The following is a 15,194-nucleotide window of genomic DNA, read 5'->3' as shown; positions in this document are numbered from 1 at the left end:
TGAAGACTTCTTTACTACTGATCAATCCATCCTCCTTCCGAAGTTGGTTTGCTAAGTGCTGCTATTGTACCCCTTGAGCCCTTAACAGGCTGTAACATCCCTAGGTAGACTATAGTGCTGACCCACCCCAGCTTGGCCTGTCGGGATGCCTACCTGTCCTGGGTTACTTCCACCTGGTTGCCCGGCTCTAGGCTGACGCGGAACTGTTGTGCGCCTGTTGGCAAGGGATCCGGCGGTAGCTCCGGCAGGTTGGCAAAGGGGGTTTCGGCGCGACGCTCCCGGGCCAGCGCATCCTCCGGCTCGGCGGCCAGGGGGGATCCCGTCCTATCCACCGTTACCCGGTAGACCAAGCTCTCTGGCCAATCGGGGGGAGACTGCCACTGCTCTGCCAAAATGTCTCGCAGACGGGAAAGGGGATCCGCCCCTGCTGCCTCTCTTCCCGCTGTTGGGTCAGATTCTTGGAGGGATGTGGCCAAAGGCTGCGATTGACCCGTCAAGGCAGGGATGGTGAGCTGCTCTTGCGGGGAAGGGGAAACTGTGGGATCCCTAGGGGGGCGACTGGCCCAGATCCCAACACCGGCCACAACTGCGATCCCTCCCACCAGCAGGGCCGCGATCCCGGTGGGCTGTCGATACCAAGCCCGCGCCACCGAAGTTCCCAGACTGGCCAGTTGGGGAATATCGTCGGCCACCTGGGAGAGGTTCTCCAGCAGGTCGTACAACTGCGTCATCGACAGATCTACTTGTGCGATGCGATCTTCCCCTTGGCGCACCGTGAGACGATGAAAAATAAAATCAAGCGGACGGATGGCCACGGTACCGCTGAAGGTTCCCTTGGGTTCCCCACTCAAGTGGGATCCCACGTAGCGGTCGATTACGGTGATCAAATCGTTGAGCCAAACGTTATCGCCGTGTAAAGTTTTGACTGTCTCCCCCTGGCGGATTTCCAACTGACACTCGAAGCTGCGCTGGATGGCTTGCAGCGGCGGCGTTGCAGAGGAGTCTGAAGAATTGGAATCGGCAGGGGCTTCTCCCCGTACAGTCAGCGTAGAAGTGGGCTGTTGATAGGTGTGGCTAACCAGGGTAAGGTTGGGCATGGCAACTGCGGGCGAACAACACGGGTAGAGGGCTACAGAGGCGATAATTGACAAAACTGCCTCAAGAAGAGGGTGAGGCATCGGGGCCGGAGCTGTGGGCCACCCCCTCTTCTTCCAGATCGCTGCCGGCGGGCAAATCCATCTCAGGACGGCTGAGCAAGGCTTTCCACAGGCGCTGAGCGCCTTTCGGGCTACTGTAGAACATCAGCTCAATCAAGATGCGCAGGGCCAGCTCGGTGAGGCTATTCTCATCGCGCACATCCCCATCCACCATGCGGCTGCGGTAGTGAGAGAGGAATTCATCCAAGTAATCTCCCACCAGCGGCTGACGGAAGGGGCTGAGCTCTTGATCGACAGCGGCTTCCAGTTGCTCCAAGGTGCTGCGGATACGGGCTTGTTGCTGAGCAGCCAGATAGGCAATCACCATCACCAGGGCGCGGGCCTCTTCGATATCGACCTTTTTGCGCCCACCGCTGCTGCGGCGCAAGGGGTTAGCATTGCGCAGTCGCCAGAGGGTCACCCGGTCGCCAATCTGCTCTTCCAAGTTGAGGGCTTTGGCTGCGGCCAGAACCGCTTCGGAACTTTCTCCGCTCAGGGACTCCAACCCCAGCAGTAGCAAGTCCAACTGGGCTTTGATGGTACCGGTGGCTGTGTTCAGGCCAACGGGCCGACTGTCTAACTGAATGTGCTTGTGTTCCACCGTCACGCTGTCAATGGGAGCTTTGGGTTTCGACGAAACTCTATGATCTCCTGTCCAAGCCAAACCTGCAACCTACCTCCCTGCGCTCTAGTCTAAAAGACTTTGGGCATGCTAGACTGCTCGCCAGCCTGCCGAGAGTTGAGCTCTCAGGGTTCTTCCCCAAAACGGGGTAACTCTGGATGCATCTTAGACCAATAAGAATGGGTTTTCTGGGCCGGTTTCTGTTTCGGCAACACCCCTACTCCTAGCTGAGCTTGGGCTTTTGGACTCAGGGGGATGGCTACTTATAATGGGGAAAGCAGCTGCTGCTTTGGCCTTTAAGAGCTAAGTGACTACCCACCTTCATTGAGTTTCCCTTTTGTTGACACCAGCGACTCTAGGTGCAGCTTGATTCATCATGGCCTCTTCTGCTCGCTGCAGTACTCAGCCTGTCCCTGTTCACTGGGTCTTGATCTTCAGGGATCGATTGGGGCAGAGGGGGGTTGTTCTGGATAGTATCTATTACTCAGTGGGACGGTCTAAAGACAATCATATTCGCCTTTACGATCCCTGCGTCTCTCGGAAACACGCTTCCCTCATCCGCATTCCAGGTTCAGGGCCAACTGCACAGGGATCCCTGCAGTACAGCTACATGGTATTCGATGGCAGTCCGGGATCCAGGCCCAGCACCAATGGCCTGTTCGTCAACGGAAAACGGGTTTTGTCCCATCGCCTTCAGCTCCTAGATAAGATAAGGTTTGGGCCGAACGTAACAGCAATTGTGGAGACAACGGATCGACTCAGCCCGGAAACCCTAGCCAAGTTATTGCAGCCTCTGGATGCTGCTAGCTCTACATCCCCATCCACCTTTGATTTTAATAAAGACACGGAGCCGAACCCGGAAAACCTGGCTCAGCCAGAGGAAGAGGATTTCACTGTTGCCTAAGCCAACCCAACCAGTCTTCTGAATCCTCCTGTGCCCCCCATCCCACCTGCTCTGAGCGGCTACTGGCAAAATGCCTTTGACCTAGAAGCCCATCTGGGATCCTTCCTGGGCCTTGGGGCTGCCGATCTGCGGGAGAAACTGCGGGCAGGGCAGCAGCAATTGGCGGAGTTGGGCCGGCGAGACTTTGGCTGGGATCGGGCAGATGCGTTTTATCGGGATCAGGTGAGATCCGCCTATCTGCTGGATTTGGCGGCTTGGCACCTGAGCAGCACCGACTACATCGGCGATACCTTACGCCTGGTGGCGGATCATGCCCGCGGGTTGGTGTTGGATTTTGGCGGCGGCATCGGCACCCATGCTATCGGGGCGGCCCTCTGCGCAGCGGTGGATCAGGTGATCTTCTGGGATATCAACCCCATCCATCGGCAGTTTGTGCAATGGCGGGCGGAAAAGCTGGGCTTAACCGAGCGCATCCACTGTCCAGAAAACTTCCCAGAAGAGATCTTTTTTGACACGGTCATCTGCTTCGATGTGGTGGAACATCTGGCGGATCCGGCAGCGCAGTTGCGGCAGTTTTACGACTGGCTCAAGCCGTCAGGTAAGCTTTTGATCAACTGGTACTTTTTCAAGGGGTTTAACGGCGAGTTTCCTTTTCACCTGGACGACCCGCAAAAGGTAGAGCAATTCTTTCAGGTGCTGCAAAGCCGTTTTTTGGAGGTGTTTCACCCCTATTTCATTACCGCCCGCTGTTACCGCAAGTGGGATAAAAGCTGAGATTGGAGAAAACCAAGGTGCTGCGCTATTTGCGGATATTGTGGCTGTTTTGGAGCACCTCAATCGCGGCAGAAATGGAGTACCGTGCCAATTTTTTCTTTGCCAGCCTCAGCAGTCTGGGTGGCTTGGGATCCGCTCTGTTTGGGCTGTCGTTGTTTTACCAGCAGGGGCACCGGCTGGGCGGTTGGAGTTGGCCGGAAGCCCTCATCGTGTTGGGGGTGTTCACCATTCTGCAGGGGATGTCGGCCAGTCTCTTTAACGTCAACCTCAATCGCATTGTGCAGCAGGTGCAGGAAGGCACCTTGGATTTTGTTTTGCTAAAGCCAATAAGCAGCCAGTTTTGGCTGTCGGCCAGGGTGTTTTCCCCCTGGGGCTTGACGGATGTGGGTTTTGGCCCACTGCTCATTCTCCATGCCGGGATCCAGTTGGGCTTGCCCGGGTGGGCCTATGCGGTGGGGCTGTTGCCTCTGCTGCTGGGGCTGATCATCCTCTATAGCCTCTGGTTTATGTTGGGAGCCACCAGCATTTGGTTTGTTAAAATCTACAACGTCACCGAGGTGCTGCGGGGCCTAGTAGAGGCAGGACGATTTCCGATAGTGGCCTATCCGGTGGCCTACCGCGTGTTTTTCACCTTCGTCGTGCCGGTGGCTTTCCTGACCACCATCCCGGCGGAGACCCTGCTGGGGCGAGCCCAATGGCCGTGGCTGCTGGGATCCGCTCTGCTGGCGGCAGGGCTGTTGTGGGGATCCCATCTCTTCTGGCGCTTTGCCCTGCGCTTCTACACCAGCGCTTCCAGTTAAAGTCTGGGCCAAAAAGCTTGGATCCCAGGCATCCGAGTTTCCAGGAGTTGAGTAATTTCTACAGACGCGCCCCACGCGCTGACATCGCGGAGAACAACTGCCTTCAGTACAAGGCAGAGGGAATCGCAGAGTTCTCTGGGTTGAGGGCAAAAAAGTTTTCACTGCAGCGCTTTGCAGCCACAGGCTCTGTGGTTTAGGGGGGCTTGTCTGTCAGTGGTTTTGATGGTTTGTCGATCTTTTAAGGAGCCTGTTCAATGCACAAACACACAAGCTTTGTAGCAGCATCTGTGATAGCCGGCAGTTTTGCTCTCTTGGGCTGTGGCAGCAGCACTTCGTCTTCGATGATGCCTTCCCAAGCGGATTTGGTGGCTTTGAGCAGCGGCAACCGCCTCACCTTTATCCGCTCCGCCGATGCTTCTGTGCAAGGATCCCTGACGGTAACAGGAGTGAACGGCAACCTCATTGGTATCGATGTGCGCCCTGCCAACCGGCTGCTTTACGGGCTGACCGACACCAGCATCCTTTACACCATCAACTTGCAGACCGGTGTCGCTACCGTGGCCAGCACTCTGTCGGTTCCCTTCACCGCGGGCACGCTTTCTGGCATGGATTTCAACCGTTCCGCAACTCATGGTCGTTTATTTCACCGCCCAGGATGAACTAAACAACCGGTTGCTTCCTGCTTCTACGACCCTTACCTAGCTGAGCTTTTGACCCAACCCCGGCAGAGGAATCTCCACAGGCGCGACTTCCCCCAGAACTTGAGGTAGAGTTAGCAAAGCTAACTAGATCGGTGGTAACAAAAACCGTAGCTGCCGTCAACTTGCCGTGAACCTAGAACCGCTCAAATAAACGATGATAAAAACAGCAGCTGCTGTTAACCCCCCAACGATGGGGTTCAGGTGCCCATTGGCCCTCTGGGGGTGAACTTCGGCCCTATGGGTGGGTTTGACATCCGTACTGCTGATGGAGTGGATACCGGCTTTGCCATCGGCGGCTCCACCTTGTATCGAATTGACCTAAACACCGGTCGGGCCACATCCCTGGGCACGCTGCCGGGTGGGCCGTTCTTTGGCTTGGCCGCCCTCTAGGAAAGCCGATTCCCATTTGCCTATCTAAATCAAGGTTAATCAACATTAATCAATGTTTTGGATTCATTGATTTGGAACCAATTGTTGGAATCGTTTTGAGATCGTTGCTGTTGTTGATCCTTGACCCGGCCCGATCCCAGCTCAGGATTGGGCCTTCTATTTCCCCACAAGTCAGGGTTGACCTTCGCCTATGCAGACGATAAATTATGAGAGCCGCTGCCCTGCTTGGATTACTCTGGGCGATGCTTGTGCCTCTGCAGTTTCTTTCTCTTTTCCATCCCGTTTCCTCTTCCCACTCATGAAGATCGAGGGTGACAAAGCTGAGGGATCCCTGCAGGAAAAAACCGATGCAGAGGTGTTTGCAGCCCTAAAAGCAGGCCGGTCACAAGCTCTGGCCATTCTCTACGACCGACATGCCGGCTTGGTGTACGGAATTGCCTGCAAAATGCTGGGCAGTACTGCCGAAGCCGAAGATCTCACCCAGGATATTTTTTTGAACTTGGCTCGTTCCTCCTTTGATCCCAGACGGGGATCCCTGCGCACCTACCTGAGCATCTTGGCTCGCTCTCGCTGTTTGGATCGGCTGCGCTCTTGGCGGAATCGACAGCGCTCCCTGGAACAGGGCAGAGTGGAATTGCAGGGTAGTCCTGCTGCGGATCCCACCTTGGAGCAGTTGGCCCAAGCGGAACGGGTGGCCGAGGTGCAAACGGCCTTGGCCGAGTTGTCCGAAAGTCAACGGCAAGTCTTAAAGATGGCCTATTACGAAGGCATGAGCCAAACGGAAATTGCCAAGCAACTGGATCTGCCTTTGGGAACGGTCAAAGCCAGAGCTCGGCGGGCTCTGCTGCGGCTGCGCGAGTTGTTGGGAGGCCCCTCATGAAAGCCGAATCTGTGTCTCCCGAAGAACTGCAACTGTGGCTGGCAGGCTATGTGCTGGGGGATCTCTCCCCGGAAGAGGCCGACCGGCTGGAGGCATTGCTCAAGCTGCGCCCGGAGCTGCACCGAGAACTGCAGGCTTTGCAACAGGCATTGGAGACAGCCTACGGTATAGAGGAAAAGCAACCCCCCCCTACCCTGCGGGCTTCTCTGTTGCAGGCGCAGGCAGCCCAACCGATGCGCACCCCCGCCTGGATTGCCAAGGGATCCCGTCTCTGGCAGCGGGGCTTGGGGGCGGTGGCCGCAGGCTTGATCGTCGCTTTGGGGCTGGGGAACCTCTACCTGTGGCGCAGGCTGCAGCTAGCCCAGACGCAAGGGATCCCTGGCGAGGTGTTGACCTATGAATTGCAGCCGACTGCGGAGAACCTGGCCGGCTCGGTCAAGCTTGAGGTGGATCCCCAGCGCTTGCAAGGGCGATTGGTGGCCCAAGGTTTGCCACCTCTGCCGGAAGGCCGGGTCTATGCCCTGTGGGTGGTGGTGGATCCTGAGGCGCCCTTCACCACCGATAGTGCGGGGGCCATCCTCATGGCAGCTTTTCCGGTGGATGAAACAGGAAACCGCCAACAGGAGCTGCGCCTACCGCCGGTGTTTGAATCTGCAGAATGGGTGCGGGCTGTGGCCATTAGCGAAGAGGACAGCGAGCGTCCCCAAGAGCACGAAGGATCCCCCTTGTGGATTTCCGGCTAGGGAAAGCATCGGCAGGCCCATGGATTGGCGTGGCCTGATGGCGTAAATAGGCGATTATTATGCAGATTGATATCCACCCAGTCTTGTGACCCAGACAGAAAACCTTAAGATAAAAGTCGCCACCCGGCGAAGAACTCGGAGGCTACCCCATGGGCGAAGCAAAGCGCCGTAAAACCCGCATCAGCCAAGATCCCGACCAAGAGCTGGTGTTTCCCAACCTCAAAGACATTCCCCTCACCAAAGGGCAAGCTCGCGCGATCTACAATTGGACAACCCGTGGTGCTTGGGCAGGCATTATTCTGCTGGCGATTGTTTGGGTTGTGATCCGATTTGTGGGGCCTGCCTTGGGCTGGTGGCATCTGGTCGGCTAGCCGGCCGGATCCCCTTTAGCATCCTTTGGAGTTTCCGTCTATGCGCTCTTATCTGGCAGCCGCCATTCAAATGACCAGCATTCCCGATCTGGCCAGCAACTTGCAGCAGGCGGAAGAGTGGATCGACTTTGCAGTGCGCCAGGGATGCGAGCTGGTGACGCTACCAGAAAACTTTGCCTTCATGGGGCCGGAAGCCGAGAAAGCCCGCCTTGCCCCCGAGATTGCGGAGCGGGCTGAGGAGTTTCTGAGCAAGATGGCCCAGCGTTACCAAGTATTTATTTTGGGAGGAGGGTATCCTGTGCCGGACGGGCAGGGCAAAGTTTACAATACCGCTGCCCTCTACAGCCCTGACGGCAAAGAGCTGGCCCGTTATCGCAAAATTCACCTGTTCGATGTCAATCTGCCCGATGGCAATACCTACCGCGAGTCGAACACGGTGGTCAGCGGAGATGAGGTGGTCACCTGCGAGCAAGAGCAACTGGGGAACCTCGGTTTGTCGGTCTGCTACGACGTACGCTTTCCAGAGCTGTACCGATCCCTGGTGGATCGCGGAGCCCAGATTTTGCTCATCCCTGCCGCCTTCACGGCCTACACGGGTCGGGATCACTGGCAGGTTTTGCTGCAATGCCGGGCCATTGAGAACACCTGCTATGTCATCGCTCCCACCCAGGTGGGCACCCACTACGAGCGGCGGCAATGTCACGGCCATGCCATGATCGTGGACCCCTGGGGGACTATCTTGGCGGATGCGGGTGGCGAAAAACCGGGGGTGGCCATTGCTGAAATTAACCCAGAGCGTTTCCAGTTGGTCAGGCGGCAGATGCCTTCCCTACAACACCGTCGGCTGGCCTGCACCGTCACCCGCTAGGGATCCGCTATGCCATCCCCTTGGCCTGCGCTGATTCTCTACAGCAAACCCGGCTGCCACCTCTGCGAGAGCTTGGTGGAGAAGTTGCGGCAAATCCCTGAGATCACCCTGTTGGAAATCCGCGACATCACCTCCAACCCGAGTTGGTGGGAGCAATACCAACTGGAAGTTCCCGTGCTCACCCTGGCAGGGGATCCCGAGCGACCTTTGCCACGTCCTTCCCCTCGGCTGACGGTGAGCCAGTTGCGGGCTTGGCTTGAGAAACAGCTCCGTTGAATTTCTCCTGCTGCTGCCGGAGCTTTCTCTGCCATGCCTATGGAGAGAGCAGCGATTCGCTGCGGGCGGTGTAGCCGGCTTGACGCAGGGCTTCAACGGCGGCTTGGGCATTGTTAACCCAAAATTGGGATCCCATTCTCACCCAAAGGGTATGGGGATGGGCGGTGATGGCAGCCACGACAGGAATGCGATTTTCTTCTTTAATTTCCGAGCGTTGGCGGGCGATCAAGGTTTGTAAACGATATCGATCCTCCAGTGTCCCGGCAGAGTCGAGAGGGATCTCCACCGTTACCCAACTAACAGATTCAATCGGTTGTAAATCTTCCACAATCAGTTGCACCTGTTCATCCCGCTGATCCACTTTGGCCCAGACCCACAGCCGTTGATCCACCTCCAGGCAACCGCGCAAACGTTCATAGGTTTTGGGGAAGATCACTGCTTCACAACTGCCGGTGAGATCTTCCAGTTGCAAAATGGCCATGCGATCCCCTTTCTTGGTTGTGACATTTTTAATGGCAGTCACCAGGGCGAGAACGCCCACAGAGGCATCGGCTGCGCAGCCGCCCAAGTCAGCTAGGTTTACAGGGGCCAGCAGCCGCGCTTGCTCCTGAATGCGCCGCAGCGGATGATCCGAGACATAAAACCCCAGCAGCTCCCGTTCTAGCCTCAACTTTTCCTGAGGTGGAAAATCTTCAGTAGCCGGCCCACGCGGAGCCTCCACAAATCCATTGCCGGCGCTGCTATTGCTCCCCAGTAGATCGAACAAGCTGGCTTGGCCGATGGCTTTGGACTTGGCTCGCTGCGCTGCCCAACTGAGGATGGGATCCAAATCGGCAATTAGTTGTTTACGATTTCCAGAAATACAATCAAAAGCGCCCGCACAAATCAGGGCCTCCAGGGCACGACGGTTAACAATGCGCAGATCCACCCGCTGGCAAAAATCCGCCAGAGAGGTGAAGGGGCCATCAGCTTGACGGGCAGCCAAAATGTTTTGAATGGCCCCCTCCCCTACATTCTTCACTGCCCCCAGACCAAACAAAATGCTGGATCCCTGGGGAGTAAAGTCCATTCCAGAACGGTTGATATCCGGCGGCTGAATTTGGATCCCAATTGACAAGCAATAGGTAATGTAGCGCTGTACCTTATCCTGATCTCCCCCCACAGAAGAGAGCAAGGCTGCCATATATTCCGTTGGGTAATTGGCCTTGAGGTAAGCTGTTTGAAAAGTAATCAACCCATAGGCAGTAGAATGCGATTTATTGAAGCAATACTCGGCAAAAGCAACCATTTGATCAAACAATTCTGTGGCAACTTCTTGGCTTACACCCCGCTTGGCTGCCCCCTGCACAAATTGCTCGCGGTGTTTTTCCATCTCAGAGACTTTCTTTTTCCCCATCGCTCGCCGCAGCAGATCGGCTTGGCCTAAGGTGTATCCGGCCATGTCTTGGGCAATGCGCATGATCTGTTCCTGGTAGAGGATAGCTCCGTAGGTATCCTGAAGAATGGGCTTGAGGAGTTCGTGGGCATAGGTTACCGGTTTGCGACCGTGCTTGCGATCGATAAAGTCGGGGATCATTCCCGTATCCAATGGGCCTGGCCGGTACAAGGCCAATACTGAAGAAATATCTTCCAGGTTGGAAGGTTTGAGCTCCCGCACCACCTGCTTCATGCCAGAAGATTCCAGTTGGAAGATCCCTTCCAGCTCTCCCTTTTCCAAAAGCTGGTAGGTTTTCTTGTCGTCTAGGGGTAGGTTATCCAGATCTATATTGACGCCATTGTGTTCTCGGATCAGTTCCACTGCCCGCTGAATCATCGTCAGGTTGCGCAGACCCAAAAAGTCCATCTTCAGCAAGCCCAAAGACTCGATATCTTCCATCGAGTACTGGGTGATAATTTGGCCTTCATTGTTGTACTGCAGAGGCACGATCTCATCTAAGGGATCCTTAGCAATCACCACACCGGCAGCGTGAACCCCGAAGGTTTTGTTGGTGCCCTCCAACAAACGTGCCAGCTCGATCCAGCGGTGGGTGGTTGGGTCTTTCTCGTATTTTTCTTTGAACTCTGGAGCGGGAGTATCCTCGCCAATCATCTCTTCCAATTTTGCGGGCTTGCCTCGGGATACCGGGATCAATTTCGCCATTTTGTCGGCTTCTGAGTAGGGAATGTCTAAGACTCGACCGACATCTTTGAGAATGGCTTTAGAGGTCATGCGGTTAAAGGTGATGATCTGGGCGACTCGCTCTTGGCCGTATTTGCGGGTCACATAGTCGATCAGCTCTCCCCGCCGCTCGATGCAAAAATCCGTATCGATATCCGGCATCGATTGACGTTCTGGATTGAGAAATCGCTCAAACAGTAGGCCGTATTTAACCGGGTCAATGTTGGTAATTTGTAGGGCATAGGCCACCAGGGATCCTGCTGCCGAGCCTCGCCCCGGCCCCACCGGGATCCCCTGCTCGCGGGCATAGCGAACGTAGTCCCAGACCACCAGGAAATAGCTGGAGAAGCCCTTTTGTTGGATGATGTTCAGCTCAAAGCGCAGGCGCTCCTGGTAGTTTTGGGGGATCTGATCCGGCTGAGCAACACCGCAGCGCTTCGCCAGCCCCTGCCAGGCCAATTCTGTGAGATAGCTATCGGCAGAATGGCCCGGTGGAACCGGGTAGTCGGGCATGCGCATTTCCCCAAATAGGTCATAGCCCTCGATCTTTTCCAGCACCTTCAGGGTGTTGGCGATGGCCTCGTCAATCACCTCCTGTTCCAAATGGTCACGGCAGAGACGGCGCATCTCTTCTGGGCTTTTCAGGTATTCGGTTCCGGTGTAGCGAAGGCGATTTTTTTCAGTAAGGGATTTGCCTGTTTGAATGCAGAGCAGAGCATCATGGGCCTCTACATCCCAGCAGGAAATAAAATGGCTATCGTTGGTGAGGATGATCGGTATCCCCAATTCGCGGGCGATGCGCACCAACTGCACATTGACAAAGCGATCTTCTTGATAACCGTGATCCTGAATCTCGATGTAATAATCATCCCCAAACTGCTCTTGGTACCAAGCGGCAACTTCACGGGCAATTTCTGGCCGCCGCTGCAAAATAGCTTGAGGCACTTCTCCTGCCAAGCAGCCGCTGGTGACGATCAGCCCTTCCTTGTATTGCACCAAATACTCTTTGTTGATGCAGGGGCGAGAGAAAATCCCTTTCCCTTGAATGCCATGTAGATGGGAAATGGTGGTTAGCTTCACTAAGTTTTTGTAGCCCTGGGTATTTTTGGCCAGAACCACTTGGTGATACTTGGGGTACTTGCGGCTTTTGTCGCGGATATCGCCGTTGATTACATACATTTCATTGCCGATGATTGGAGTAATCCCTTTGCTTTTACACAGTTTCACCAGCTCTAACGCCCCATACATGACACCGTGATCCGTCAGGGCCAGCCCCGGCAAACCCATAGCGACCACCTGCTCGATCAGACGCGGCAATTGGCTGGCGCCATCCAAGAGGCTGTATTCGCTGTGGAGATGCAAAGGAACAAAAGACATGGCAACGCTATGGATAGTGGGATCCCTTTAACCTTAACTCAGCGTGTCCATTTCTCGACTGCCTGCAGATGCCGCTACAGTAAAGTCAGCTGATGTTTTTTCCCTTTTCTTGAATTTATGGATGCTCCCATTCGCCTCACCCAGTACTCCCACGGCGGTGGCTGCGGCTGTAAAATCGCCCCGGCCCTGCTGCAACAAATTCTTAAGGATGTGCCCCTGCTATCCCCAAATCCGGCTTTGTTGGTGGGAGCTGAAACCAGCGATGATGCGGCTGTCTATCAACTAAACGACCACCAAGCCCTAATTTTGACCACCGACTTCTTCATGCCGATTGTGGATGAGCCGGTGGATTTTGGCCGGATCGCGGCGACCAATGCCCTTTCCGATGTCTACGCGATGGGGGGCACTCCCATTCTGGCTTTGGCGGTTTTGGGCATGCCGGTCAATACCCTGCCGATGCAGGCCATCCAAGGGATCATGGCCGGAGGGATCCAGGTTTGCCAAGAAGCCGGGATCCCTTTGGCAGGGGGGCACTCCATCGATTCGCCGGAGCCCATCTTCGGCTTGGTGGCAGCAGGTTTGGCCCATCCACACCACATTCGCCGCAATGCCACGGCCCAAGCCGGGGACGATCTGATCCTGACCAAGCCGCTGGGGATCGGGGTGATGACCACCGCTCTGAAAAAGGGTCAGCTCAGTGCGGCAGGCTACGCGGAAGTTTTGCAGGTGATGACCCAGCTGAATCGCATCGGCTCGCAACTGGCCCAGCGACCGCAAGTTCACGCCATGACGGATGTAACAGGGTTTGGCCTGGTGGGACACTTGCTGGAAGTCTGTCGCGGCTCGGGGGTGGGGGCCAGTTTGGATCTGGCTTCCATTCCGTTTTTGGCAGAAGCGCTCTCGCTGGCAGAGGCGGGGATCTTTCCAGGGGCGGCTCGTCGCAATTGGCAGGGCTATGAGGGGGTACAGGCAGAATCCCTGCCCGAGTGGCAGCAACTGCTGCTGGCAGATCCCCAAACCAGCGGGGGCTTGCTGGTGGCGGTGGATCCCGGCTACACCTCAGAGCTCTTGCAAGAGCTGCACAGTGCCGGCTACCCCTACGCCCGTCGCATTGGCCGATGCCAAGCCGGAGACACCAGAATCCATGTTACCGGCAAGATCAGCCTCAGCCCAGCGGCAGCCTGAAGAAGACCCTCTGGCAATACTCACCATGCAAAGTCTCATGCAAAGTCTCGATAGAGGGCTCAGTATGAAGATTGCGTCAAGCAGCTCTGAGAAAGTTAAAGATACCATGTGAGGCAAGGGAAGGTTAGGATATCTTGAGATCTATGAGCGAGCTTCCCCCCTGCCGTAGTCTGGTTCAGCGAGTTGAGCCTGGCCAGCTGATTCGAACCCTCAGCAGTGGGCAATTGCTGATGGTGGATCCCCAGCGGCACAACGCCCTGATCATCTGCAAGACGTTTCATGCTGAGTTTGCCGGGCCAGGCGCTGCTGTTGGGGGGCCCTTGGATGTGGAGTCCGGCGGCGTTGTCCCCATTGGGGATGTGGTTTTGCTGCATCCGCAAGACTACCAAGAGCGGCAAAGTGCCTATGCCAAGCGGCTGCACTGGATGCGTTGGCTACAGCAAATCACCGATAATCCTCTGCCGGCCCAGCGGGCGCGGGTTTTGCTCTTTAGCTTAGAGGAATTTTTCTCTGCGGATTTGGTTAGCCAATTGCCCGATGACATTTTGGCACGGCTGGTGGGGGTGCTGCCCCAGACGATTGCTGCGGTGCGGATGGAGATGACGGCCCTCTACAGCCCCAGCTATTCCTTGGCAGGCTGAGCTTGTCTTGGACTGGGGAAGGGACTCGTCCTGCCAGCATGAATCGGTGACACCTTGCAGCCCTCTCTGCAACTGGAACGAGACACGATCAGCTACACTGCTGGCATTTGGTTCAACTGGACTCGACTGGAATCTCTGCCTTATGCAGTGGTGGAAACGGCTTCGCCGCAATCGATGGGCCCAAGCAGGAGCCTACATTCTTCTTGTTTTCTACGCCTGCGCCATTTTTGCCGAGTTCGTTGCCCCCTACAGCCCACTGGAATCTCAACCGGGGGGATCCCTTCTGCCGCCCACCGCCATTCACTTTTGGGATGAATCGGGCGCTTGGATTGGGCCCCACGTTTATCCAACTCGCCAGGGGCCAGTGGATCTGGAAACGGGAGAACGCCCGCTCTTGGTGGATACCAGCCGTCCAGCCGGGATCCGCTTGTTTGTGGCCGGTACTCCCTACCGTTGGTTGGGGTTGATCCCCTCCAATCGGCATCTGTTCGGCACCGTCCCGCTGCGGCCTGTTGCAGAAGCAGGACAAGTGGGATCGCAAATCAGCGAAGAGCCACCTGTGGCACGGCTGCACCTGCTGGGCACAGATGATCAAGGTCGGGACTATTTCAGTCGCTTGGTCTATGGCGGGCGCGTCAGCCTGTTTATCGGCTTGGTGGGCATTGGCATCTCTTTCCCCATTGGTCTGCTGGTGGGGGCCATATCCGGCTACCTTGGGGGCTGGGTGGATACGCTCCTGATGCGCTTGGCAGAGGTGTTGATGTCGATTCCGACGCTGTATCTGCTGGTGTCGCTGGCAGCGGTGTTGCAGGTAAATCCGCTGACCGGGGTGCCCTTCAGCAATGCCGAGCGCTTTTTGGTGATTGTGGTGATCCTCTCTTTTGTCGGTTGGGCGGGCCTAGCCAGAGTGATTCGCGGGCAGGTGCTGTCCTTGCGAGAGCGGGACTTTGTGCAGGCAGCGCGGGTGGCCGGGGCTGGATCCCTGTATCTGCTGGTGCGCCATATTTTGCCCCAGACAGCTACTTATGTGGTGATCTCGGCAACCTTGGCGGTGCCCGGCTACATTGCGGCAGAGTCGGTGCTGAGCCTCATCGGGTTGGGGATCCAACAGCCGGATGCCTCTTGGGGCAACATGCTCTCGCTGGCCACCAACGCTTCGGTGATCATCCTACAGCCCTGGCTGGTGCTGGCCCCCACTTTGATGGTGGTGCTGACCTCTCTATCCTTTAACCTGCTGGGGGATGGTTTGCGGGACGCCCTCGATCCTCGGGAAGGGTGAGCTGCTTCCCCATTGCGCCGAGTGAGGGG

Annotated in this window: 15 protein-coding genes and 1 pseudogene; 13 read left to right on the top strand and 3 right to left on the bottom strand. The window is 56.3% G+C overall.

Annotated elements, in window-relative coordinates; genetic code table 11:
- Nucleotides 1-149: 149 nt before the first annotated feature.
- Together ACVWXF_RS04830 and ACVWXF_RS04825 are read right to left on the bottom strand one after the other, a co-directional pair.
- Nucleotides 150-1,097 (bottom strand): DUF4335 domain-containing protein, encoded by a 948-nt coding sequence (locus tag ACVWXF_RS04830; RefSeq protein WP_457473788.1) that lies wholly within the window; start codon nt 1,095-1,097, stop codon nt 150-152.
- A gap of 61 nt (nt 1,098-1,158) precedes the next feature.
- Nucleotides 1,159-1,803: a DUF3038 domain-containing protein gene (locus tag ACVWXF_RS04825; RefSeq protein ID WP_011432801.1), complete on the bottom strand. Its 645-nt coding sequence runs from the start codon at nt 1,801-1,803 to the stop codon at nt 1,159-1,161.
- A gap of 391 nt (nt 1,804-2,194) precedes the next feature.
- Here ACVWXF_RS04825 and ACVWXF_RS04820 point away from each other — a divergent pair, with 391 nt between their 5' ends.
- From ACVWXF_RS04820 to ACVWXF_RS04775, 10 genes and pseudogenes are all read left to right on the top strand, one after another.
- Nucleotides 2,195-2,722, top strand: a complete 528-nt coding sequence (locus tag ACVWXF_RS04820; protein WP_011432802.1) for an FHA domain-containing protein — start codon at nt 2,195-2,197, stop codon at nt 2,720-2,722.
- Nucleotides 2,723-2,752: 30 nt separating this feature from the next.
- Entirely contained in the window at nt 2,753-3,496 is a 744-nt protein-coding gene (locus tag ACVWXF_RS04815; protein ID WP_414329240.1) for a class I SAM-dependent methyltransferase, read from the top strand.
- A 17-nt stretch (nt 3,497-3,513) separates the two neighbouring features.
- Entirely contained in the window at nt 3,514-4,296 is a 783-nt protein-coding gene (locus ACVWXF_RS04810) for an ABC transporter permease (protein WP_457473790.1), read from the top strand.
- Between the two features lie 341 nt (nt 4,297-4,637).
- Nucleotides 4,638-4,955 (top strand): DUF4394 domain-containing protein, encoded by a 318-nt coding sequence (locus ACVWXF_RS04805; protein WP_457384370.1) that lies wholly within the window; start codon nt 4,638-4,640, stop codon nt 4,953-4,955.
- Between the two features lie 234 nt (nt 4,956-5,189).
- Nucleotides 5,190-5,387, top strand: a pseudogene (locus ACVWXF_RS04800) (DUF4394 domain-containing protein); the annotation flags it as partial.
- Nucleotides 5,388-5,685: 298 nt separating this feature from the next.
- Nucleotides 5,686-6,267, top strand: coding sequence for a sigma-70 family RNA polymerase sigma factor (locus ACVWXF_RS04795; protein WP_457385903.1), 582 nt, complete (start codon nt 5,686-5,688; stop codon nt 6,265-6,267).
- On the top strand, nt 6,264-7,010 hold the full coding sequence (locus tag ACVWXF_RS04790) for an anti-sigma factor domain-containing protein (protein ID WP_457473787.1): 747 nt from the start codon (nt 6,264-6,266) through the stop codon (nt 7,008-7,010). The genes ACVWXF_RS04795 and ACVWXF_RS04790 overlap by 4 nt, the downstream gene beginning before the upstream one ends.
- Before the next feature lie 149 nt (nt 7,011-7,159).
- Complete coding sequence (locus ACVWXF_RS04785) at nt 7,160-7,381, top strand: DUF2839 domain-containing protein (RefSeq protein WP_011432808.1); 222 nt, start codon at nt 7,160-7,162, stop codon at nt 7,379-7,381.
- Nucleotides 7,382-7,421: 40 nt separating this feature from the next.
- The gene (locus ACVWXF_RS04780; protein ID WP_457473786.1) at nt 7,422-8,249 is read left to right on the top strand and encodes a carbon-nitrogen hydrolase family protein; all 828 of its coding nucleotides are present in this window, start codon (nt 7,422-7,424) and stop codon (nt 8,247-8,249) included.
- A 9-nt stretch (nt 8,250-8,258) separates the two neighbouring features.
- Complete coding sequence (locus tag ACVWXF_RS04775; RefSeq protein ID WP_457473785.1) at nt 8,259-8,525, top strand: glutaredoxin family protein; 267 nt, start codon at nt 8,259-8,261, stop codon at nt 8,523-8,525.
- A 37-nt stretch (nt 8,526-8,562) separates the two neighbouring features.
- On the opposite strand, the gene ACVWXF_RS04770 is transcribed toward ACVWXF_RS04775, so the two are convergent.
- Complete coding sequence (locus tag ACVWXF_RS04770) at nt 8,563-12,060, bottom strand: DNA polymerase III subunit alpha (RefSeq protein WP_457440610.1); 3,498 nt, start codon at nt 12,058-12,060, stop codon at nt 8,563-8,565.
- Nucleotides 12,061-12,177: 117 nt separating this feature from the next.
- Here ACVWXF_RS04770 and selD point away from each other — a divergent pair, with 117 nt between their 5' ends.
- From selD to ACVWXF_RS04755, 3 genes are all read left to right on the top strand, one after another.
- A complete protein-coding gene (gene selD / locus ACVWXF_RS04765; protein ID WP_457473784.1) occupies nt 12,178-13,245 on the top strand; it encodes a selenide, water dikinase SelD in 1,068 nt (355 codons plus the stop codon).
- A 143-nt stretch (nt 13,246-13,388) separates the two neighbouring features.
- Complete coding sequence (locus tag ACVWXF_RS04760) at nt 13,389-13,886, top strand: hypothetical protein (RefSeq protein WP_457473783.1); 498 nt, start codon at nt 13,389-13,391, stop codon at nt 13,884-13,886.
- Nucleotides 13,887-14,028: 142 nt separating this feature from the next.
- Nucleotides 14,029-15,165: an ABC transporter permease gene (locus tag ACVWXF_RS04755; RefSeq protein WP_457385892.1), complete on the top strand. Its 1,137-nt coding sequence runs from the start codon at nt 14,029-14,031 to the stop codon at nt 15,163-15,165.
- Nucleotides 15,166-15,194 lie beyond the last annotated feature (29 nt).

It is taken from the genome of Thermostichus sp. MS-CIW-40, from assembly GCF_054058315.1.
This window is presented reverse-complemented; position numbering and strand designations above follow the sequence as displayed.